Here is a 17,368-nt window from a genome sequence, read left to right as displayed (position 1 = left end):
CTAATTTTCTATTTCAACCTTTGCTCTTCCATATAATCGAGTACTTTATCAAAATCCTTATTTACATTGCTAAATGTTGTGTAATTTTTCGCTGTTGAAAACCAATCTAAAGTTGTTGGCTGACGTTTCTTCATCGCTTCTAACAAATCATCATTTATTATTCCTTTTAGTAAATTCAACTTTCATAATTCCATATTTATCCGATTATACAAAAACATTATAACAAATAAACCATTTTTGATTTGTCATATTTCGTCGAAAAAAGCCCGAAAAAGTCATTTCCATATTACTATCAAGTTAAGAAATTTATTGTTTCCCCAAACGAAAAAAATGAGATGAATTGTTATAAATAACTGTGGGAAGATAAAATTTTTGTTTTGGGAATACTTCACAATATTAGCTTGATAGCGATGGAGCTGTACCCCTAAATGTAAATTTTTTGAAGTGATATGGTGAGCCTTATTAGAGTGGATTTTCTCACGTACTTGATGAGGTATAGAATTGTTAGGTATGGTAGGATATGTGGTAGGTACAATAAACTAGTTGAGAGAACGAGGAGAGGATTGGCGTGAAATTACAAGAACAGAATGTAATTAAGCTAAAGCAGTATTTGAAGGATAATGATTTTGAACATGCTGTAAATTATAGGGTGGAGAAGTTGCGGCAAGGGGTTCGTTGTACTAAAGCAGGCGAGACAGATTACACAAAGGCAGGAAGTTCGAGAGTTGGTGGTGATCCGGATCTTCCTCCACAATTTGCATGGCCGCTTACATCAAATGGGACACCAATGACCTTTTTAGTTCAATTAAATATGAGTGATATAACGAAATATGATATGAATGAATTATTGCCAAAGACAGGAATGTTGTCTTTTTTCCTCGGAATCGATGAGCCGGCTTACAATGTTGAACATCGAGTTATATGGTTTGATGAAGTAGAGATGCTATCGGCTGTCCGTCGTGAATCACCAAGTGAGACTGCTTTGGAAAGTACTTATATTGGCTATGATTTGAAGGCGCGATCTTCATTGGAGCCACCAGGATATGCATACGTTGATAACGACCAAATAGAGAATGATAAAGTAACCTTCGCTGATTATGATGATTTATTTTATGAGATTAGAGATGAAAAAGATGGCGATATTATTCAAGTGTTTGGTTATCCAACAGAACAGCATGATAATTCGGAATATGAAGCAGCACTGATAATATTGACTGGTAAAGAATATGGGTGTAGTGCGGATAAAGCATTGGAAGAAATCGCAGCACATTTCGATGGCGACATGACGAAAGCGAAGCAGGAAGTGGTGAATATGCAGATGTTGTTGGAGTTGGAAAGCGATGATGACGTGGGCTTCTGCTGGTGGGATGCAGGGGTGTTGCACTTCTTTATTCGTGAGGAAGATTTAATTGCAGGACGATTTGACCGTACCTATTGTTCGGTTTATTCAAGTTAACTCAGGTAAAGGGAATACGTTTAGAGCTTTCTGACTAACGAAGTGTAGAATAAAAAAATTATTTTGTATCTTTTATAAAAGTAAGGCACATTTTAAGCAATTTTTCTTCCAAACCTACACCGTACTCTCAATATATTATTAATCCAGAGGTTTCACTTGTCGATATTTACTTTGAGAGTGCATCTAATTATTGGTTAATGAAGATGAATATTTAAAATCAAGAATGTTAGATGGAAATTGAAATCACATAAATAACTGGATGAAAATTTCATTTTGGGAGTACTTCAAAAAATTTGAAAAATCATCAGCTGTAGATATAAATATATTGAAAAATTTGTATGGTAAAGAATGAGGAATAGAGTCCTATTAATATAGAACTCTATTTATATTTCAAATTCATTTATAATTTATTGAACTACATAGGGGTTCAGCCACATCGCTATCAAGCTAAGAAAATAGATAACCCCCAAAACGAAAATTTTTTGCCTTTTATAGCAACAAAGTTCATTTTTATCGTTTTGAGGCATTAGATAAGAAAGGATGATTCGTTCAATATAGAGGCGAATATCCTTTCTTTTTTATACATATCAGAAATATAAACAATAGCCTCAAAAACTGGAGGCTATTCAATTTCACAATCTATTATGATCAATTACAATAGGTAAGCTCTTTAAAGCCTGTCCCATCGCTGAATCCGTTAAATGATGGATAACATCAAACCTCTCAACTTGACGGATATTAGCGAACCGTTTCACAAATGAAGTTAAAGCGATGCGCGCTTCCATTCGAGCGAGCGGGGCGCCCAAACAGAAATGTGGACCAGATCCAAAGGCGAGATGGGATTGGTTCTCTAGGCGATGGATATCGAACTCTTCCGCATTGGTAAATTGAGATTCATCTCGGTTGGCAGCGCCGGTCCAGACCATAACCATTTGTCCCTGTTTCATTTCGTGCCCAAAAACTTTCGTATCTTGCACTACCTTACGATCATTGGTAGACGGAAAGCGAAAACGGAGCACTTCCTCAATCAACTTGGGAACCAATGAGAAGTCAGCTCGCAATTCCTGATAAACACCTGGTTTGTCAAACAGCATAGAATAAAATATGTTAGAAATTAGTGTCGTTGTCGTTTCATTCCCCGCACCAAGTAGTCCAATGGCGGATATAACAACCTCTTCCTCTGTCAATCTTTCACCCTCGAGCTCGGCTTTAGTCAAGTCGGAGATAATATCATCAGCAGGATGCTTCCGTTTCTCCAGAACAATTGGATACAAGTAGTCGTAAAACTCCTTCATAGCTTCCTCTTTTTTTGTGACAATGTCGCTGTAAGTTTCTTTCTCATACGGGAAGAAGAGGATGTCTGACCAAGATTTAATCATCGCCCGATCTTTAGAAGGAACACCAAGAAGCTCGGCGATAACAATTACCGGAAGTGGAATCGCCAGCTTCTGTATAATATCTACAGCTGATTGTCCTTCCATCTCTATGAGCAATTCATCAACAATGGCTTGAATTCGCGGTTCCCAGCTTTCAAGAGAGCGCGTCGATTTCGGTGTTGTGGCGGATCGCAGAAATTTACGTTACTTCTATTATCCATGATTTTAGGAATAGAAATAAAGCTTCGTTCTTTTTTGTTGAAAAATAATTGATGATCAAACAGCACACGTTTGGCATGTTCATACAAAAATACATTCCAAACATCCTGCTCGGCATCGTAAAAAACAGGATGATTCTCTCTCATATACTGATACCAAGCATACGGATTCCAAAGCTCCTCTTTTGTTTTCAGTTTGGAAATTTCATTAATTAAAATTACATTTTCAGGTGATTTCATAGCCTCTTCCTCCCGTTTCTTTTACAATACAATTATGAGGTCGACCTTACAGCAATGTATAACCTAACATATGTTATTTTAACATATGTTAGGTTATAATTTTCCAAATGTAAACTTGAGAAATAATAGGGGGATTTATATGTATGTTGATATTCTATTACTAGCTGAACTAACATCTGGACCAAAATACGGATATGAAATCAAGAAAAATATTCAAAATCGTCTGGGAGAAAATTTTGAATTAAATCATAACATGCTTTATCCCGCCCTCCGTCGCTTTGAAGATATGGGTGGTATAACAAAAAAAGTCCATCAACAAATAGGGAAACCAAATCGTAACATCTATGAGCTAACTCTTATAGGAGAAGAACTTTTATATGAAATGATCCGAGAATTTCCTGAAAAAATTGCTGCTAATAATGCAGAATTTCTTGTACGTATTTCTTTATTTGAGAAACTTGATTATGAAGCTAGAAAAGAAATATTAACAATACGTTGTGATATCTTAAATAAGCAACTAATATCTATAAAATCATTAAATGTAGTATCTCCTTTTCCTTCTGAAGTGGTGCAATATAGTAAATCACGGATTGAACATGAGTTAGAATGGATTATGTCTCTCATGAAAAAAATATGAATAATAACAATTACTTAGTAAGAATAAATTTTCATGGGGTACAGTAGAATGATTAGGCAAGCTGTAGGTGCAATCGTATTCCAACATAATGAGTTTTTATTGGTACATAAGGTGAAAATTAGCGATATAGCAGAAGAACATACTATGTCAAAGGGTGAATGGGACTTTCCAAAAGGAGGAGTAAAACATTCAGATGATGACTTAGCAAGTGCTATTTTGAGAGAACTTGAAGAGGAAACTGGTTCCAAAGAGTTTAGGGTTATTAAACAATTCAAAGACAAGATTTGTTTTGTTTTCCCTAAAGAAATCCAATCGAATCTCGGATATGAAAAACAAGAAACCACTATGTTTTATGTAGAATATATAGGTGATAGAACAGATTTACATCCAAAAGATAATGAAATAAGTCATGTGGAATTCTTTGAAACACCTAATTTATTGGGGGTTTTAAATCATGATGATACAAAGGGATTTTTTGAAAGGATACTTTTAAAGAATTTTCAATAATCCTTAATTATTTGTGTCGCGTGTTCATCAAGTTGGGACTTTTATGTCGCAGAGTAAAAGGAAACATAACTAAACTTAAAATGCCAAGAGTAACGAACGAGGTGACTGTATGAAAAAAAGAGTAAAAATGGGTTTCATAAGTGTATTACTAGGAACATGTTTAACACTTACAGGATGTAAAGTTGTGTATAAGGATATTGTCAAAGCACTGGATGAAGGTGATATGAAGACTGTCATGGCTGCAAGTGATGATGGGTATGCTTATGTGTCAGTGGGTGTTTATAGAATTCTAGAGTATCCGAAGGTGGAAGAGAAAAGGGATGAAGCAAGAATAGATCAAGTCACGGAAGGAACTTTTTCGATAAGGGATCATTCGTTTTATGGTGTAACTTCACAGTTTAAGAGTACGTACACAATAAATTACTCTGGAGAACATATAAGGGGTACAACGGATAAAAAAGAAGAAGATGTGTATACAACAAACATAAGTTATTCCAATAAGAATATTCAGTTTTCTACACCTAATGTAGATGCATCTTTAGTTACTTTCTTTTTTACAGATTTAAAAGGGCTTGCGAAAGTTACACCTGAAGATACAAGAAGAGGACTGGATGAGCCTGTACTGGTTAGGTTTAAGTTTAATAAACAACAATTTGATAAAATTGTAAAACCGAAACTACACTTGGATTATGATGAATTTATATCAGCAGAACTAGAAATGAAGCTAAATTCACCTAATGAGCCTAATAGAATTGTGGATATGGATTTGGATATCAATTATAAAAAGAAAGTTCAGGATCAGTTGTTATCCTATCGAGAAAATTACACTGTAAGCTTTTCACCTAAACAATATAATGATAAAGATGGAAAAAAGGAGTATTTAGACTCTAAAAATAAATTTAATGAGGGGAGAGAGTAGGAATGACTAAAATCCGTTCTGATGTAGGGAAACTGGAGTTAGCCAGCGAGGGTGTTTATGATCATAAAAAGAAGGATGTTACTAAGATTAGTACAGAAGAAGGACAGTTAAAATTAGCGGGTACAGGAATTTATGCCTATGATGAGGGGGGGGTAAAAAAGCAATTTTATCAATCTATGTATTGAGACGGAATATGTTGTTCTTTAACTTTGTAATATAGGAAAATGAAACATATAATATATGTTAATCTTTGTAAAGAGAAGGAATGAAAAATAAATGTTAATTCATACCCTCCTATAGGTATTAACATGAAGCAATTGAGGTGTTCTTTTGGATGTATTATGACCGTATTTCTATCATGGCCCCTCCAGTTCCGTAGCGAAAGAAAGCTCTAAATATCTGAGATTTTATATCATCATTACCGTTACGATTTGGGGAATGAGTCAATTGCATACAGGTTCTTTGCTTGTTATGCCTCTATATTTTCTTATCCTTGTAATTGTGATGACGATATTAAGTCGAATGTTTATTTATAATGCTAAGGTTATAGAATCTGTTTAATGTAGAAAAAAGAGTCTCATAAGTAATATGAGATTCTTTTTTGTTTTTGCTGAAGCTTTATTACACACTACATTTTATATGATTTTTTTAATAGCATCATAAACCAAATAAGGGTAAGGCCGATGATAGAATGAGAGATTCCGACTATATAAGCTAATCCTTTGAAATCAGCTCCATTTAGCTGAAGAAGTCCACGAGTTGCCAGTGAAGAAAGGGTTAAAATTAATCCAATATTATGGACGATGAACCACATATTAAAACCCTTCACTTTATGAAATGCAAATGATTTTGCTAATGCTAGGGCAATTAAGAAAAATAAAAATCCAAGTACGAGCGTATGTGTGTGTAAAAGGTTCAGCAGAGTGGACCCTAGAATGCCCTTTGATTTTGCATATTCTCTAGCGAATACACCAGATAATAAACCGATAACTAAATATACGAATGATGCATAATATAATTTTTTCATTATATACCTCCTGATGCAAACTCTGTAATGTTGGTTTTTGATTCGTAAATTTCTATTGTATTTTCAAATCATGGTAGTTACATAACCAAGACTCCTAGTTTTCCAGGAGTCTTAGTATAACAGGTTTAAAATTATTTTATCATAATTATAGGGTATTCGATTATATAAAATAATCGAAATTTATGTGAACAAAGAGAGATTGTCAGAATCGTATTTAAAAGTGATGAATACGAACTATTAGAGCAATTCGAAAGTGAACCAGAAGACTTTTTGATTGAAGGTGCAGGCGTGTATCTGGATCATAAAATGGATCACTTAGGATTTAAATTAAAAATGATTGTGTCAATTTATGGAAATGCAGTTGAATTAAGTCTTTCTTATAATGAAGGATACGTGTTTGATGTTAATATGGAGTTTGTGGAACGAGTCTTTTCTCTTTCGTACACTCTATATTCAGTGTACGAAAGAGAAAAGGGCTATTGATGTAAGATTTAAACAACATTTTGCAATCAATATCAGAGAATATTAAAAAGCAATATACACTGTAAACTAGGAAGGTACTCTATAAATGACAGAGAAGGAATTTCCTTATTGTACTTTAACGTAATAGGGGAAAGCCTTGGACTCTTTAGGAGGTATAATTCAGTTTTTTTAATCTTCTGGTTTTGGTAACTTTAACATTTTTCCGAAATTCATCACCCACTTCTAAACGTGAAGGCGTGATAGCCCAATGAAAGTAGGTGATGAAATTTTGTTAGGCGAAGCCGAAGCCTATTTTTTAAGTGATTTTGGTCATTATGGGCAGAAAAGGGTTAGAAAACTACTGGTAGAGTTGCAAGAGAACGGAATTTACTATAATTATAAACCAGTTGTTCGGGTTTAGTTGCTAGGCGCAGATTAGGTAGACATTGCAGCAATGTGCCAAATGCAATCTGTCCTTCCAAGCGTGCCAATGGAGCACCCAAACAGCGATGGATACCATTGCCGAAAGCTAGATGATCATTTTCCTCACGTGTAATATCTAATGCTTCGGGATTAGAGAATTTTTGCGGATCAATGTTGGCAGCTGCTAGGGAAAACAGTACCATTTCGCCTTTGTGGATTATTTTTCCATGCATTGTGATATCTTCACCTGCAAAACGGTTACCAATCATGATCGGGCCAGCATAGCGCAACAGCTCGTCGACAGCAGAGGAAAGCATGGAAGGATTGTCCCGTAGCAGATCCATTTGTTCGGGATGTTGCAGTAACGCCAGTACGCCATTACCGATGAGATTAACTGTTGTCTCATGTCCAGCAATAATGAGAAGCCAAATCGTCGAAAGAAGCTCGTTCTTACTCAACTTGTCTTCTTTCTCTTGTGCTTGGACCAGAGCGCTCATCAGATCATCGCTAGGATTTACGCGCTTTTCCGCTAGTAATGTTTCGATGTAATGAATAAACTTTTCGAGTGTTGCAGTAACTGCAGCCCCCTGACGAGGATCCATAGCAGCGTTCATGAGCTTATGTGTCCAGTCACGAAATTGGTTTCGATCAGTAACGGGGATTCCAAGCATCTCTGAAATAACAATAATGGGCAGAGGGTAGGCAAAATCTGCAATAATATCCATTTTTCCTTTTTCCTTCACAGCATCCAACAATTCGTCGGCAATCTGCTGAATACGGGGATGAAGATTCTCGATTATACGCGGAGTAAAGGCTTTAGAGACCAACCGGCGTAAGCGGGTATGATCAGGCGGATCGACCGTAAGCATATTCGGCATATTCATCATCCATTCAAACAGCTTGCTCACAGATGTATTTTCCTCAATGAATTCCTGTTTATCTTGGGGCGGTTCGAATTTTCGTAAATCTTTGAGAAAACGCGGATCTTTCAATATGGTAACAACATCGTCATAGCGTAATGCGATCCATGCTCCTCCCATACCGTAAAAGTCATCCAGACGAAAGAGGGGCTCTTTTTGTTCGAAGAAAGGTTTATAGTACACAATGGGATCGCGCATAGTTTCCGGTGAGTTTAAATCGCCAAGAGTAATTTTTTTCATTCGTTTGCTCCTTTCATTATAACTGGTGAGTGAAATGGCTTATACATCCTCTTTACTGGACAATTCCAAAATGGATCATGCTACAAAGAACATTCATCCGATCGAACAAGTTTTGAGCATACTCGTCATCAATAGTGTCCTTCTTTACAAACTTCTTTTCGAAATGTGCCAATCTAAACTGGAGTAGCTCACAATTCTTTTACGGTCAACTTCTTCTTGAAGTAGATTTTTTTAAATAACTATTTGGGTACCTGATTATTAGAAGTAATCACATGACGATATTTCTCTTCAGGAGGAAAGACAGGAATTTCTTCTTTTTTACTCAATCTTAAATGGATTGTTCCACATCACCATCAAGCTAGCAAACACAAATTGGACAGTTCCTTCAACTGATGAAACAGAAGGGAATTTAAATGTTGCGAAATGATTGATATGCCTAAAGGATGCAATGCAATTCCTATACATGAATGTATTTTGCAAGAAACATATCTGAAATGTAGGTTGTATGTAAAATAGGATGGGAACTGCTTACCTAAAGTTAGTTAAAGAAAGGCTGGTAAAAGACCAGCCTTTCTTATATACGCATTTAAACAATTTTGCTTATTAACAACATTTCTCTTTCATTGCTTTCATCATAGACATAGTAGAATTCATCATTGCATCACATTCTTGCATTTTATTCATCATAGCTTTATCCATTTCTACATCCATTTGCATCATATTGTTCATCATCATTTTCATACATTTCATTTCACACATCATCTTTTCCATAGATATCATCATGTTTGTTGTTCCTGCCATCATTGTTTTTTCCATTTTAACATCCTCTTGAAATTTTTATATCTTGCAAATATAGGAATTCGTTTTTATTTTACAAATACCTCCAGATGTTAGTGGTGGTAAATATTTAGAAAAAATTTTCTTAAAAAGAAGAAAATGAATTTTTAAGAGATAATGTTTAAATTAGAGATAAACGAATTGAGGAAATTGAGAAGAAATTACATGAATTAAAAAGAGCAGCTAGCAATAGCTAACTGCTCATCTCTGAGGGGGAGGAGAAAGATTATTGTATCTGTATTATTGTCAGAATATTGAGGTTTATTGAAAACTGTATCGTTACTTATTAAACAGAACATATTTTTTACGAGATAATTAGAATGAGAATAGTGGCATTTAAAGGGTTAAATAATAATTTTTTTATAGAAGAAGACAACGAGAAGAAAACGAAAAAAGAAAATAAATCGGTAATATCATTTGTATTTTCATTTAATTATGATATTCCATTTCCGGTAATTGGTAATAATGTGACTCTTCATCTATGTAACAGCTTGTATAAAAATATCATATAGGGTAAATTGAAAAACAGGTATATTGACGTTTTTCAAGTTATACATCGTGCCGATGTGTAACAAACGACTGCAAGGAATTAATTCTCGATGAATTCGTTTTTTATAGTAAAACAAGAAATTTTAATATCTTTTTGAATTTCTAGTGAGGGGAACTTTTTTAGTTGATATAGATGCAGAATAAAAATGGAGGAAGGAGATTATATGTTGATAAAAAACGTATAAAGGATATGCAAAATAAAGACTATATTTTGCTAACATAAAATCAAAGTATCACAAAACCTTTCAAAGTTCCTTCAGAAGTACAGAGGGAGCTTTCCATTCACATAATCAGCGTTCTAGGAATAAAACAAATTCCCTAAAAAGTCTTTCTTTCTATCTACCTCTGTATGTAAAATTATATTTGTTCTTTAAGTGAAGAGCTTGTTCGTAATTAAGACATTATAGAGAATGCAACTATTTTATCTATAAAAAGGCATAATAAAAAAATCAGCAAGGGGAACAAAAAATTGCAGAAACTAAAGAGAATATCTAATCGAGTTTTATACTTACCACCGTATCAAGAAACAGATCGTCCTATTCTAGCTGCTGTTAAAGGGGAAGAAAAGACACTATTAATTGATGCTGGAAATTCTTCGAAACATGCTAGATTATTTTTGGAACAATTAGATACATATGATATTAAAGGAGAATGGCTTATACTTACACATTCCGACTGGGATCATATATTTGGAATGTATGAGATGCAAATGCCAATTATTTCTCATTATAAAACTTATAACAAAATTAAACAGTTACAGAATTTATCGTGGGAAGATAAATATTTAGACCAACGTGTTAAAGAGGGTCTAGAAATTCCATTTTGTGCGGATGCAATAAAGAAAGAGCTAGGAAATCAGAGGGAGATTATCCTCCCATTACCTGATATTACATTCGATAAGAAAATGACTTTGAATCTAGGTGGGGTGACGTGTGCAATTGAACATGTAGGTGGAGATCACGCTGATGATTCTACTGTCATTTATATTCAGGAAGAAAAAGTTCTTTTTCTAGGAGATTGTATGTATGCAAATCTCTACTCAAAGAAGTGGAGTTATACGATAGAGAATACACTCCAGTTAATTGAACAAATTGAGAAATACGATGCGGAAATTTTTGTTTTATCCCATCATGAAGCTCCATTAACTAAAGAAGAGTTTCAATTAGAACTTAAATTCTTAAAAACTACAGCATTGCTTACAAAAAAGTATGAAGGAAGCTCAGGGGCAATAGTTAAAGAAATGTCTAAGTCTTTACAGAGAAGTTTAACTGAAGATGAAATTGAGACCATCACTTTTTTTGTTAATGGATTTTCGGAATAACAAAGTTAATAATGTTTCAAGAGGGGAACTATAGATTAGTACCTATTTTTATATTGCTGTATTAAATTGGGGATTTAAGGTGAATCGAAATGTTATAAAGTAAAATATGTTTACCATCATACGTAAATTTAAAGTTATCAGGCTTAAGTGCGAAAAGAAGTAAGTACTATGCTGCTAGGGGATGCATATCAGTGTTATGAACGCTGGTATTGCAGCCCTTTTTTGTTCTGCTAAATTATAGATAAGTGTTCTCTGTCCTAGCCGTTGTTTTTACCGCTCATCCCGGGATGAAGTACAGAATACTGAGGTCAATACGTTTATAATTACGTTTAAATAAACAAGGCTTGCCCTAAGGTTTATTCTTATTTTTTTGCTTCTGTTCGCCTTCTTCGATTTACAAAGCCTTTGGAGGAATTTCCGGTCTTATCTATTCAAGATGCTTGGCATTACAAATATGTAGAAGGATGCGAAGTTAGAGGGGATAATGGAATAAATCTGTAAAATTAAACCGCCTATAATGGGCGGTCAATTTTTTATGTATTAATCAATTTCATGGGAAGCTTCTAAAGGAGGGAAACCTAGATAAGAAGCTTACTATGTGAATTTGAAATAAAGTCATACCGTTTATAAAAAAGTATCGCAAACCATTTAAAAGCCCCTTTAGAAGTACTTAAGGGAATTTTCATTGACATAATCAGCGTTCTAGGAATAAAAACAAATTTCCTAATAAGTCTTCCTTTCTATCTATCTTTTAAAGTAAAATTATTCCTGTATTTTAATTTTTTGGATAGAGAAAGGGAGTTCTATGAAATCTTTAATAAAAGTAACATGTACAGCATTTTTACTTACAAGCTTAATGGCAGCTTGTAGTGAACAAACTACAACAAAGCAAGAAGTAACTACTCAATCAAAGAAATCAGAAAAAGTGTCTGAAGAGAACAGAATGGAGAAGGATGCACTACGATATGGAGAAATTGCAAAAGGTGGATACTACAGAGCAACAGTTGAAAATGCAAAATATGAAAAAGTAGATGGAATAGGGCGCATTGTAGCTCGTGTTACGATCAATAATGCTCGGGCCGATGAAAAAGCAATTGATCTTTCAGAAGTACAGTATTTTGTTAAAGATGAAAAGACGGGAAAAAATATGAAGGTCAAGTTATGCCTATATACGAAGAGAAATTCAAAAGTGTGCCAGTTGGCTACTCTTTAACTTTTGACGTTTCATTTAAGACGGAAAATCCACCAAAATATTTCAATAATATGTATCTATATATGGATAGTAAGCTTGATCCATTTGGAGATATCCATTGGAAGCTTGATAATCTAGTATCTAAATGAAAAGATGTCTAATTTAGGCATCTTTTCTTGTTTAGTGAGTTGTCTATACCATTTATTTTTTATTTGTATACTCTTATATGATAGCAAGTTATCGTGTTGTAAATAGATGTAGTATTTTTATAGCATTGAGAAGTTTTAGTCCTTTGCTTCTTTGGTTATATTCATGACACTTACCATTCATTCGGTAGAGTTTATGCTGCAGTTCTTTTGAAGAAAACTCTCGTTTTCTAGTTTATGGAAAAAGATTATCGTGTCAAAATATCAGAAAAGTCAAAAAATAAAGGTGGATAAGAAGTATGTCTATATTAGAGAAAATTAAAGAAAATGTTTCGAAGGTCATTGTAGGAAAGGAAGAAGTAATTGATTTAGCAATGATTGCCCTAGTCGCAAACGGACATGTCCTATTAGAAGACGTACCAGGGACAGGGAAAACAACATTAGCCAAAACACTTGCGAAGAGTATTGATGGAGCTTTTCAACGTATTCAGTTTACGTCTGATACATTGCCTGGTGATGTAGTGGGATTAGAGTATTTTGATATGAAAGAAAGTGATTTTAAAACGAGAAAGGGGCCTATTTTTGCGAATCTTGTATTAGTAGATGAAATTAATAGGGCAGTTCCGCGCACGCAATCTGCATTGTTAGAAGTAATGGAGGAACGAACCGTAACAATTGCAGGCGTAACGCATGTTTTACCAAAACCGTTTATTGTATTGGCGACGCAAAACCCTTTAGAGTCGGCAGGAACTTTTACACTTCCAGATGCGCAGTTGGATCGTTTTTTATTAACCATTCGTCAAGGGTATCCAAATCGGAAATATGAGAAGGAAATGTTAAAACGATTTAAAGAAAATAATCCATTTAACGACCTGCAAAGTGTTGTAACTCTCTCTGACATATTGGAGTTACAAGAGCAATCGAAAAAGATTCATATGCACGATGAGGTGGAAGAATACTTGCTTGATATTGTAGAAGCGACGCGAAATCATGATTTAGTAGAAATTGGGGTAAGTCCGCGTGGGTCTTTAGCTTTTATGAGAGCGGCGCAGGCAAGGGCGTTATTAAAGGGGCGGGACTATGTAACTCCTGATGATTTGAAAGCTTTGGCAGCTCCGGTTTGTGCCCACCGGTTAACGTTAACAATTGAAGGGGATATGAAAACAACAAAAGTAGATGTACTGCAAGGAATTTTAGAAAAACTTGCAGTGCCAGTGGAAAGCGTATGAATGAGATTATAAAAAGGAAACATCCGTTAATGGAACCTCTCTCTATAGGGGGAATCGGTGTTATTTGTCTTATACTCGTCGTATTTACCAATCAATTTTTCATTGTAGCTATCTTTTTATTTTATTTGCTGCTAGTTGGATTTTTGTATTTGTATATGAAGGTAGTCATGAAAGTGAAATGGGATATTTCCCAAAATCAACAGAGACTATTTATGAGCGAAAGCGGAGCGTGTACAGTGCAAATTGTAAATGAAGCACGTTTTCCCATTTTTAAAGCAGCTCTTCAGTTTCGTTCTAATGAACAAATAGAGTGGGAAACGGATCAGAAGATGCAGCGTTCGCATCACTCTTATCACATTCCTCTCCAAATAGAAGGAAGAGATATGATAACAATTACGTTAGGGGGGAATGCAAATGAAAGAGGGAGGCAAGGATGGCAAGCTGCAGAACTTATGATATCAGATCCATTCGGCCTTATAACGTATTACTTGCCTATTGAACAAAAGACACTCCCTGAATTTCATATTCTTCCGCAAATGTCGAAAGTAACGATACCGGAAATGACAACATGGAAGCATGGATTTCGCAGAGCAGCTGTTTCTCCGTTATATGATGAAACGAAAATAGTAGGCGTGAAAGAATATGAGGGGGAATCGTTTCGCTCGATCCATTGGGGATCGACTGCGAAAACTGGGGTAATAAGTGCAAAAAAGTATGAATATACACAAGGCGATTGTTATGCGCTATATGTAAATGTATTAGGGAAAACAGGATATACGCTTCGTACGGATATGGAATATTTAATTCAAGTCGCGGCGGGGGTATGCCGGGAGTTAATTTCACAAGACTGCTCGTTCGAATTATGGATAAATGGAGTACAGGAACAAGGTGTCATTCATTTAAAGGGGGGAAAACATCGAAAACAACTTTATAAAGCAATGGATCTTTTATCCTCGTTAACCGAAAAGGATACGCCGCTGAATACACATTTCTTTTATCAAACAGGATTCCGAAGACAAGAAGCAGGGTGTATCCCATTAATTATTGGATATCCACCTGAAAAACAAAAAGGGTGGATACAAATTGTGAAGTAAAGGGAGGAACGGTGAATACATTGAAATGGGGATCACGTGTTATATTTTGTTTCCTAGCTATTGGTCTTTGCTTTATATTAGCGATTGGAATAACGAAAGGCGCTTTTTTCGCAAAGGAACAGGTAATAGATTCTTCTCAATCAAAGGTAGGAGAGGGTGGTGAACCGCTAACACCAAGAAAATGGAAATTCATAGGAGAAGGAACGCCGATGGAACCAGGGGAGGATTCAGGAGTATTATATGAAATTGAAGATCCACCAGATTTTAATAAAGATGGATATTATAAGAAAGGGGATTTCAAAGGAATTCCTCGAGATAGAAAGGTGCCAATTGGCGGCGAAGAGTTTCTAGGAGTTAGCACTGAAAATATATTTATACAAATTGGCATCCTTTTCTTAGTAATATTAATCGTATTTTTCATCTTTCGTCGTATGCGGAATAAGAAGCAGCAGATTCATAATATATCTTTGAAACAAAAAGAAATACGAAAAATTGGGACCGATGCAGAACCAGAGGATCAAGACAGCTTAATCCTTCCAGCAGAAGAAGTGCGAGCAATGCTAATCAAATGGGAACTAACTTTACCGAAATTTGAAAAGAGAAGGTTTCAAGAAACGGTTCAACAATGGTTTTCCCGTATTCGCAAAAGCGATGATATTATTCCAGTTTATGAGAAAGTAAGATATGGGGAAGGAACTGCTTCAAATGAAGAATTACAGATGATGCGGAGATGGATAAGTGAACATGTAAAGAAAAGTTTATAGTGAAAAAAGAGATAGAAGGAGAAAGTTTGCTATTAGCGGAAGTATTACTGTATTGTTTCATCCAAACTGATATGAGAAGGTGGATATAGAATGACCGTTAAAAAACTTTGCTTTTTACCAGCTGGCCGCTGTATGTTGGATCATTCTTCTGTTAATAGTACGCTTACTCCTGGTAAACTGTTGAATTTGCCAGTATGGTGCTATCTTTTGGAAACGACAGAAGGTCCAATTTTAATAGATACAGGGATGCCAGAAAGCGCAGTAGATAATGAAGATCTTTTTAAGGGAACGTTTGTTGAAGGGCAGATTCTTCCGAAAATGAAACCGGATGATAGAATCGTAAATATTTTAAAACGAGTGGGTTATGCGCCAGAAGATCTTCTCTGTGTTATTAGCTCTCATTTGCATTTTGACCATGCTGGGGGGAATGGGAGCTTCAGCCATGCACCCATTATTGTGCAACGAACTGAACATGATGCAGCTTTACATAGAGAAGAATATTTAAAGGAATGCATATTACCAGATTTGAACTATCAAATGATTGAGGGAGATTATGAAGTAATGCCTGGTGTTCAGTTGCTCTATACACCAGGGCATTCCTTGGGTCATCAATCAATACTCGTTAAAACGGAAAAGTCAGGTTCTGTTTTATTAACAATTGATGCATCTTACACACAGGAAAACTTTGAGCAGGGTGTCCCGTTCGCAGGATTTGATTCAGAAATGGCCTCCCAATCTATTAACCGATTAAAAGAAATTGTTTTGGATGAAAAACCTATCGTTTTCTTTGGGCATGATATGGAACAAGAGAAAAGGTGTAAAACATTTCCTGAATTTTTATAATGTACTCATTTTATGGAAATAAAACATAATATAACTACACCTTTTTTTCATACGGATTTATGGAGATATGATTTTCTAATAAAATTTAAAAAGGTGGAAGGTATGAGGGAAATCATAATGCTGTTTAGTGTAATGATATGTTTTTTGGCGTTAATTGGGTGTGATCGCATATTCATATGCTGGAGAAAGTAAGCATTAGAAAGGAAAATATGTTATCTCACAAACGGATGATAGCGAATTTGGAGAAGGTTCAATTACTTATAAAGGAAAAGATAGGGAAAACATCAATGAAGCAAAATGGAAAGTTGAGAATAGTAGTGGCAAACAAGAAGGAACGGGATTTATTGATAGAGGCATAATTCAATTGAAATCATCATGTTCAGGTTGTGCAGTACAGGATAAGGAAGAAGCATTTCTTGTCACAATTGAATGGGGTGGAAAGAAAGAGGCATTTGAAATGAAATACAAGTAAGTGTGATTGTTGGGCTAAATGAAAATATATTGGTTGTGAACTACCCGCCACTTAAATTCTAACGAACTTTGAAGTGGGGGCTTCTCAGTTCTACGACGAAAGTAACCTTTCGTCTCCCTGAGCGTTACTTCGGGTTATTCCACCCCTAGATGTCCAACGCTTGGACGTTCTTTTTTACGGTTGATATTTTACGCAGGAACCGAACGGCTTTGTTTTCGCACTTTGTTTTCTTCCTGCAACCTTATATATCAAGTTATCAAAAAACTTCATGTGTCTAGTTTATCAAAAATCTTTTGGCTATGCCAAACCGAAATTCATCTCCCACCTAGCGTTGGGCTATCGGCCTACACACGCTTGAGGAAGGAGAATTCTTTCGGATGGAGTGTTAAAAAATGAGCGGTGAAATAAAAGGCTTAGGATGGTGGATAGAATAGAATAAAAAAGAACCTTAAATTTGGATGGATGAAAAAAATTAAGGTCCTTTTCTCTGTTAGTG

At 35.3% G+C, this 17,368-nt stretch carries 14 protein-coding genes and 4 pseudogenes; 13 read left to right on the top strand and 5 right to left on the bottom strand.

Going from position 1 to position 17,368, the window contains the following annotated elements:
• Nucleotides 1-8: 8 nt before the first annotated feature.
• Nucleotides 9-155: pseudogene (locus tag JDS96_RS15875) on the bottom strand (ATP-binding protein); the annotation flags it as partial.
• Between the two features lie 413 nt (nt 156-568).
• On the opposite strand from JDS96_RS15875, the gene JDS96_RS15870 reads away from it, so the two are divergent.
• Nucleotides 569-1,456, top strand: a complete 888-nt coding sequence (locus JDS96_RS15870) for a YwqG family protein (RefSeq protein ID WP_199667337.1) — start codon at nt 569-571, stop codon at nt 1,454-1,456.
• A gap of 632 nt (nt 1,457-2,088) precedes the next feature.
• Here the strand turns inward: JDS96_RS15870 and JDS96_RS15865 are convergent.
• Nucleotides 2,089-3,290, bottom strand: a pseudogene (locus JDS96_RS15865) (cytochrome P450).
• A 139-nt stretch (nt 3,291-3,429) separates the two neighbouring features.
• Here JDS96_RS15865 and JDS96_RS15860 point away from each other — a divergent pair.
• The 5 genes and pseudogenes from JDS96_RS15860 to JDS96_RS33050 all read left to right on the top strand — a co-directional run.
• Nucleotides 3,430-3,927, top strand: coding sequence for a PadR family transcriptional regulator (locus tag JDS96_RS15860; RefSeq protein WP_018766210.1), 498 nt, complete (start codon nt 3,430-3,432; stop codon nt 3,925-3,927).
• 48 nt (nt 3,928-3,975) lie between these two features.
• Nucleotides 3,976-4,434 (top strand): NUDIX hydrolase, encoded by a 459-nt coding sequence (locus JDS96_RS15855; protein ID WP_003198838.1) that lies wholly within the window; start codon nt 3,976-3,978, stop codon nt 4,432-4,434.
• Nucleotides 4,435-4,543: 109 nt separating this feature from the next.
• Nucleotides 4,544-5,353 carry a DUF3952 domain-containing protein gene (locus JDS96_RS32130; RefSeq protein ID WP_242479919.1) on the top strand — a complete coding sequence of 270 codons (810 nt, stop codon included), beginning with the start codon at nt 4,544-4,546 and terminating at the stop codon, nt 5,351-5,353.
• Between the two features lie 2 nt (nt 5,354-5,355).
• The gene (locus JDS96_RS15840; RefSeq protein ID WP_242479918.1) at nt 5,356-5,538 is read left to right on the top strand and encodes a hypothetical protein; all 183 of its coding nucleotides are present in this window, start codon (nt 5,356-5,358) and stop codon (nt 5,536-5,538) included.
• Between the two features lie 214 nt (nt 5,539-5,752).
• Nucleotides 5,753-5,914, top strand: a pseudogene (locus JDS96_RS33050) (multidrug effflux MFS transporter); the annotation flags it as partial.
• A 67-nt stretch (nt 5,915-5,981) separates the two neighbouring features.
• Here JDS96_RS33050 and JDS96_RS15835 read toward each other — a convergent pair.
• The gene (locus tag JDS96_RS15835; RefSeq protein ID WP_003198831.1) at nt 5,982-6,380 is read right to left on the bottom strand and encodes a DUF2871 family protein; all 399 of its coding nucleotides are present in this window, start codon (nt 6,378-6,380) and stop codon (nt 5,982-5,984) included.
• 270 nt (nt 6,381-6,650) lie between these two features.
• On the opposite strand from JDS96_RS15835, the gene JDS96_RS15830 reads away from it, so the two are divergent.
• Nucleotides 6,651-6,863: a hypothetical protein gene (locus JDS96_RS15830; protein WP_242479917.1), complete on the top strand. Its 213-nt coding sequence runs from the start codon at nt 6,651-6,653 to the stop codon at nt 6,861-6,863.
• Nucleotides 6,864-7,192: 329 nt separating this feature from the next.
• On the opposite strand, the gene JDS96_RS15825 is transcribed toward JDS96_RS15830, so the two are convergent.
• Both JDS96_RS15825 and JDS96_RS15820 read right to left on the bottom strand, forming a co-directional pair.
• Entirely contained in the window at nt 7,193-8,425 is a 1,233-nt protein-coding gene (locus tag JDS96_RS15825) for a cytochrome P450 family protein (RefSeq protein ID WP_199667336.1), read from the bottom strand.
• Nucleotides 8,426-9,028: 603 nt separating this feature from the next.
• The gene (locus JDS96_RS15820) at nt 9,029-9,241 is read right to left on the bottom strand and encodes a hypothetical protein (RefSeq protein WP_097794047.1); all 213 of its coding nucleotides are present in this window, start codon (nt 9,239-9,241) and stop codon (nt 9,029-9,031) included.
• Between the two features lie 1,039 nt (nt 9,242-10,280).
• Between JDS96_RS15820 and JDS96_RS15815 the strand changes: the two genes are divergently transcribed.
• From JDS96_RS15815 to aiiA, 6 genes and pseudogenes are all read left to right on the top strand, one after another.
• Nucleotides 10,281-11,132: an MBL fold metallo-hydrolase gene (locus JDS96_RS15815; RefSeq protein WP_018766222.1), complete on the top strand. Its 852-nt coding sequence runs from the start codon at nt 10,281-10,283 to the stop codon at nt 11,130-11,132.
• 805 nt (nt 11,133-11,937) lie between these two features.
• Nucleotides 11,938-12,473 (top strand): annotated as a pseudogene (locus tag JDS96_RS15810) (hypothetical protein).
• Nucleotides 12,474-12,769: 296 nt separating this feature from the next.
• A complete protein-coding gene (locus JDS96_RS15805) occupies nt 12,770-13,699 on the top strand; it encodes an AAA family ATPase (RefSeq protein WP_018766225.1) in 930 nt (309 codons plus the stop codon).
• On the top strand, nt 13,696-14,793 hold the full coding sequence (locus tag JDS96_RS15800) for a DUF58 domain-containing protein (protein ID WP_199667335.1): 1,098 nt from the start codon (nt 13,696-13,698) through the stop codon (nt 14,791-14,793). The genes JDS96_RS15805 and JDS96_RS15800 overlap by 4 nt, the downstream gene beginning before the upstream one ends.
• Nucleotides 14,794-14,804: 11 nt before the next feature.
• Entirely contained in the window at nt 14,805-15,557 is a 753-nt protein-coding gene (locus tag JDS96_RS15795) for a hypothetical protein (protein WP_199667334.1), read from the top strand.
• Between the two features lie 90 nt (nt 15,558-15,647).
• Nucleotides 15,648-16,400 carry a quorum-quenching N-acyl homoserine lactonase AiiA gene (gene aiiA, locus JDS96_RS15790; RefSeq protein ID WP_199667333.1) on the top strand — a complete coding sequence of 251 codons (753 nt, stop codon included), beginning with the start codon at nt 15,648-15,650 and terminating at the stop codon, nt 16,398-16,400.
• Nucleotides 16,401-17,368: the final 968 nt, after the last annotated feature.

Origin of the sequence: Bacillus cereus group sp. N21 (assembly GCF_016483395.1) — a bacterium.
In the GTDB taxonomy this organism is placed as follows: Bacteria; Bacillota; Bacilli; order Bacillales; family Bacillaceae_G; genus Bacillus_A; species Bacillus_A pseudomycoides.
This window is presented reverse-complemented; position numbering and strand designations above follow the sequence as displayed.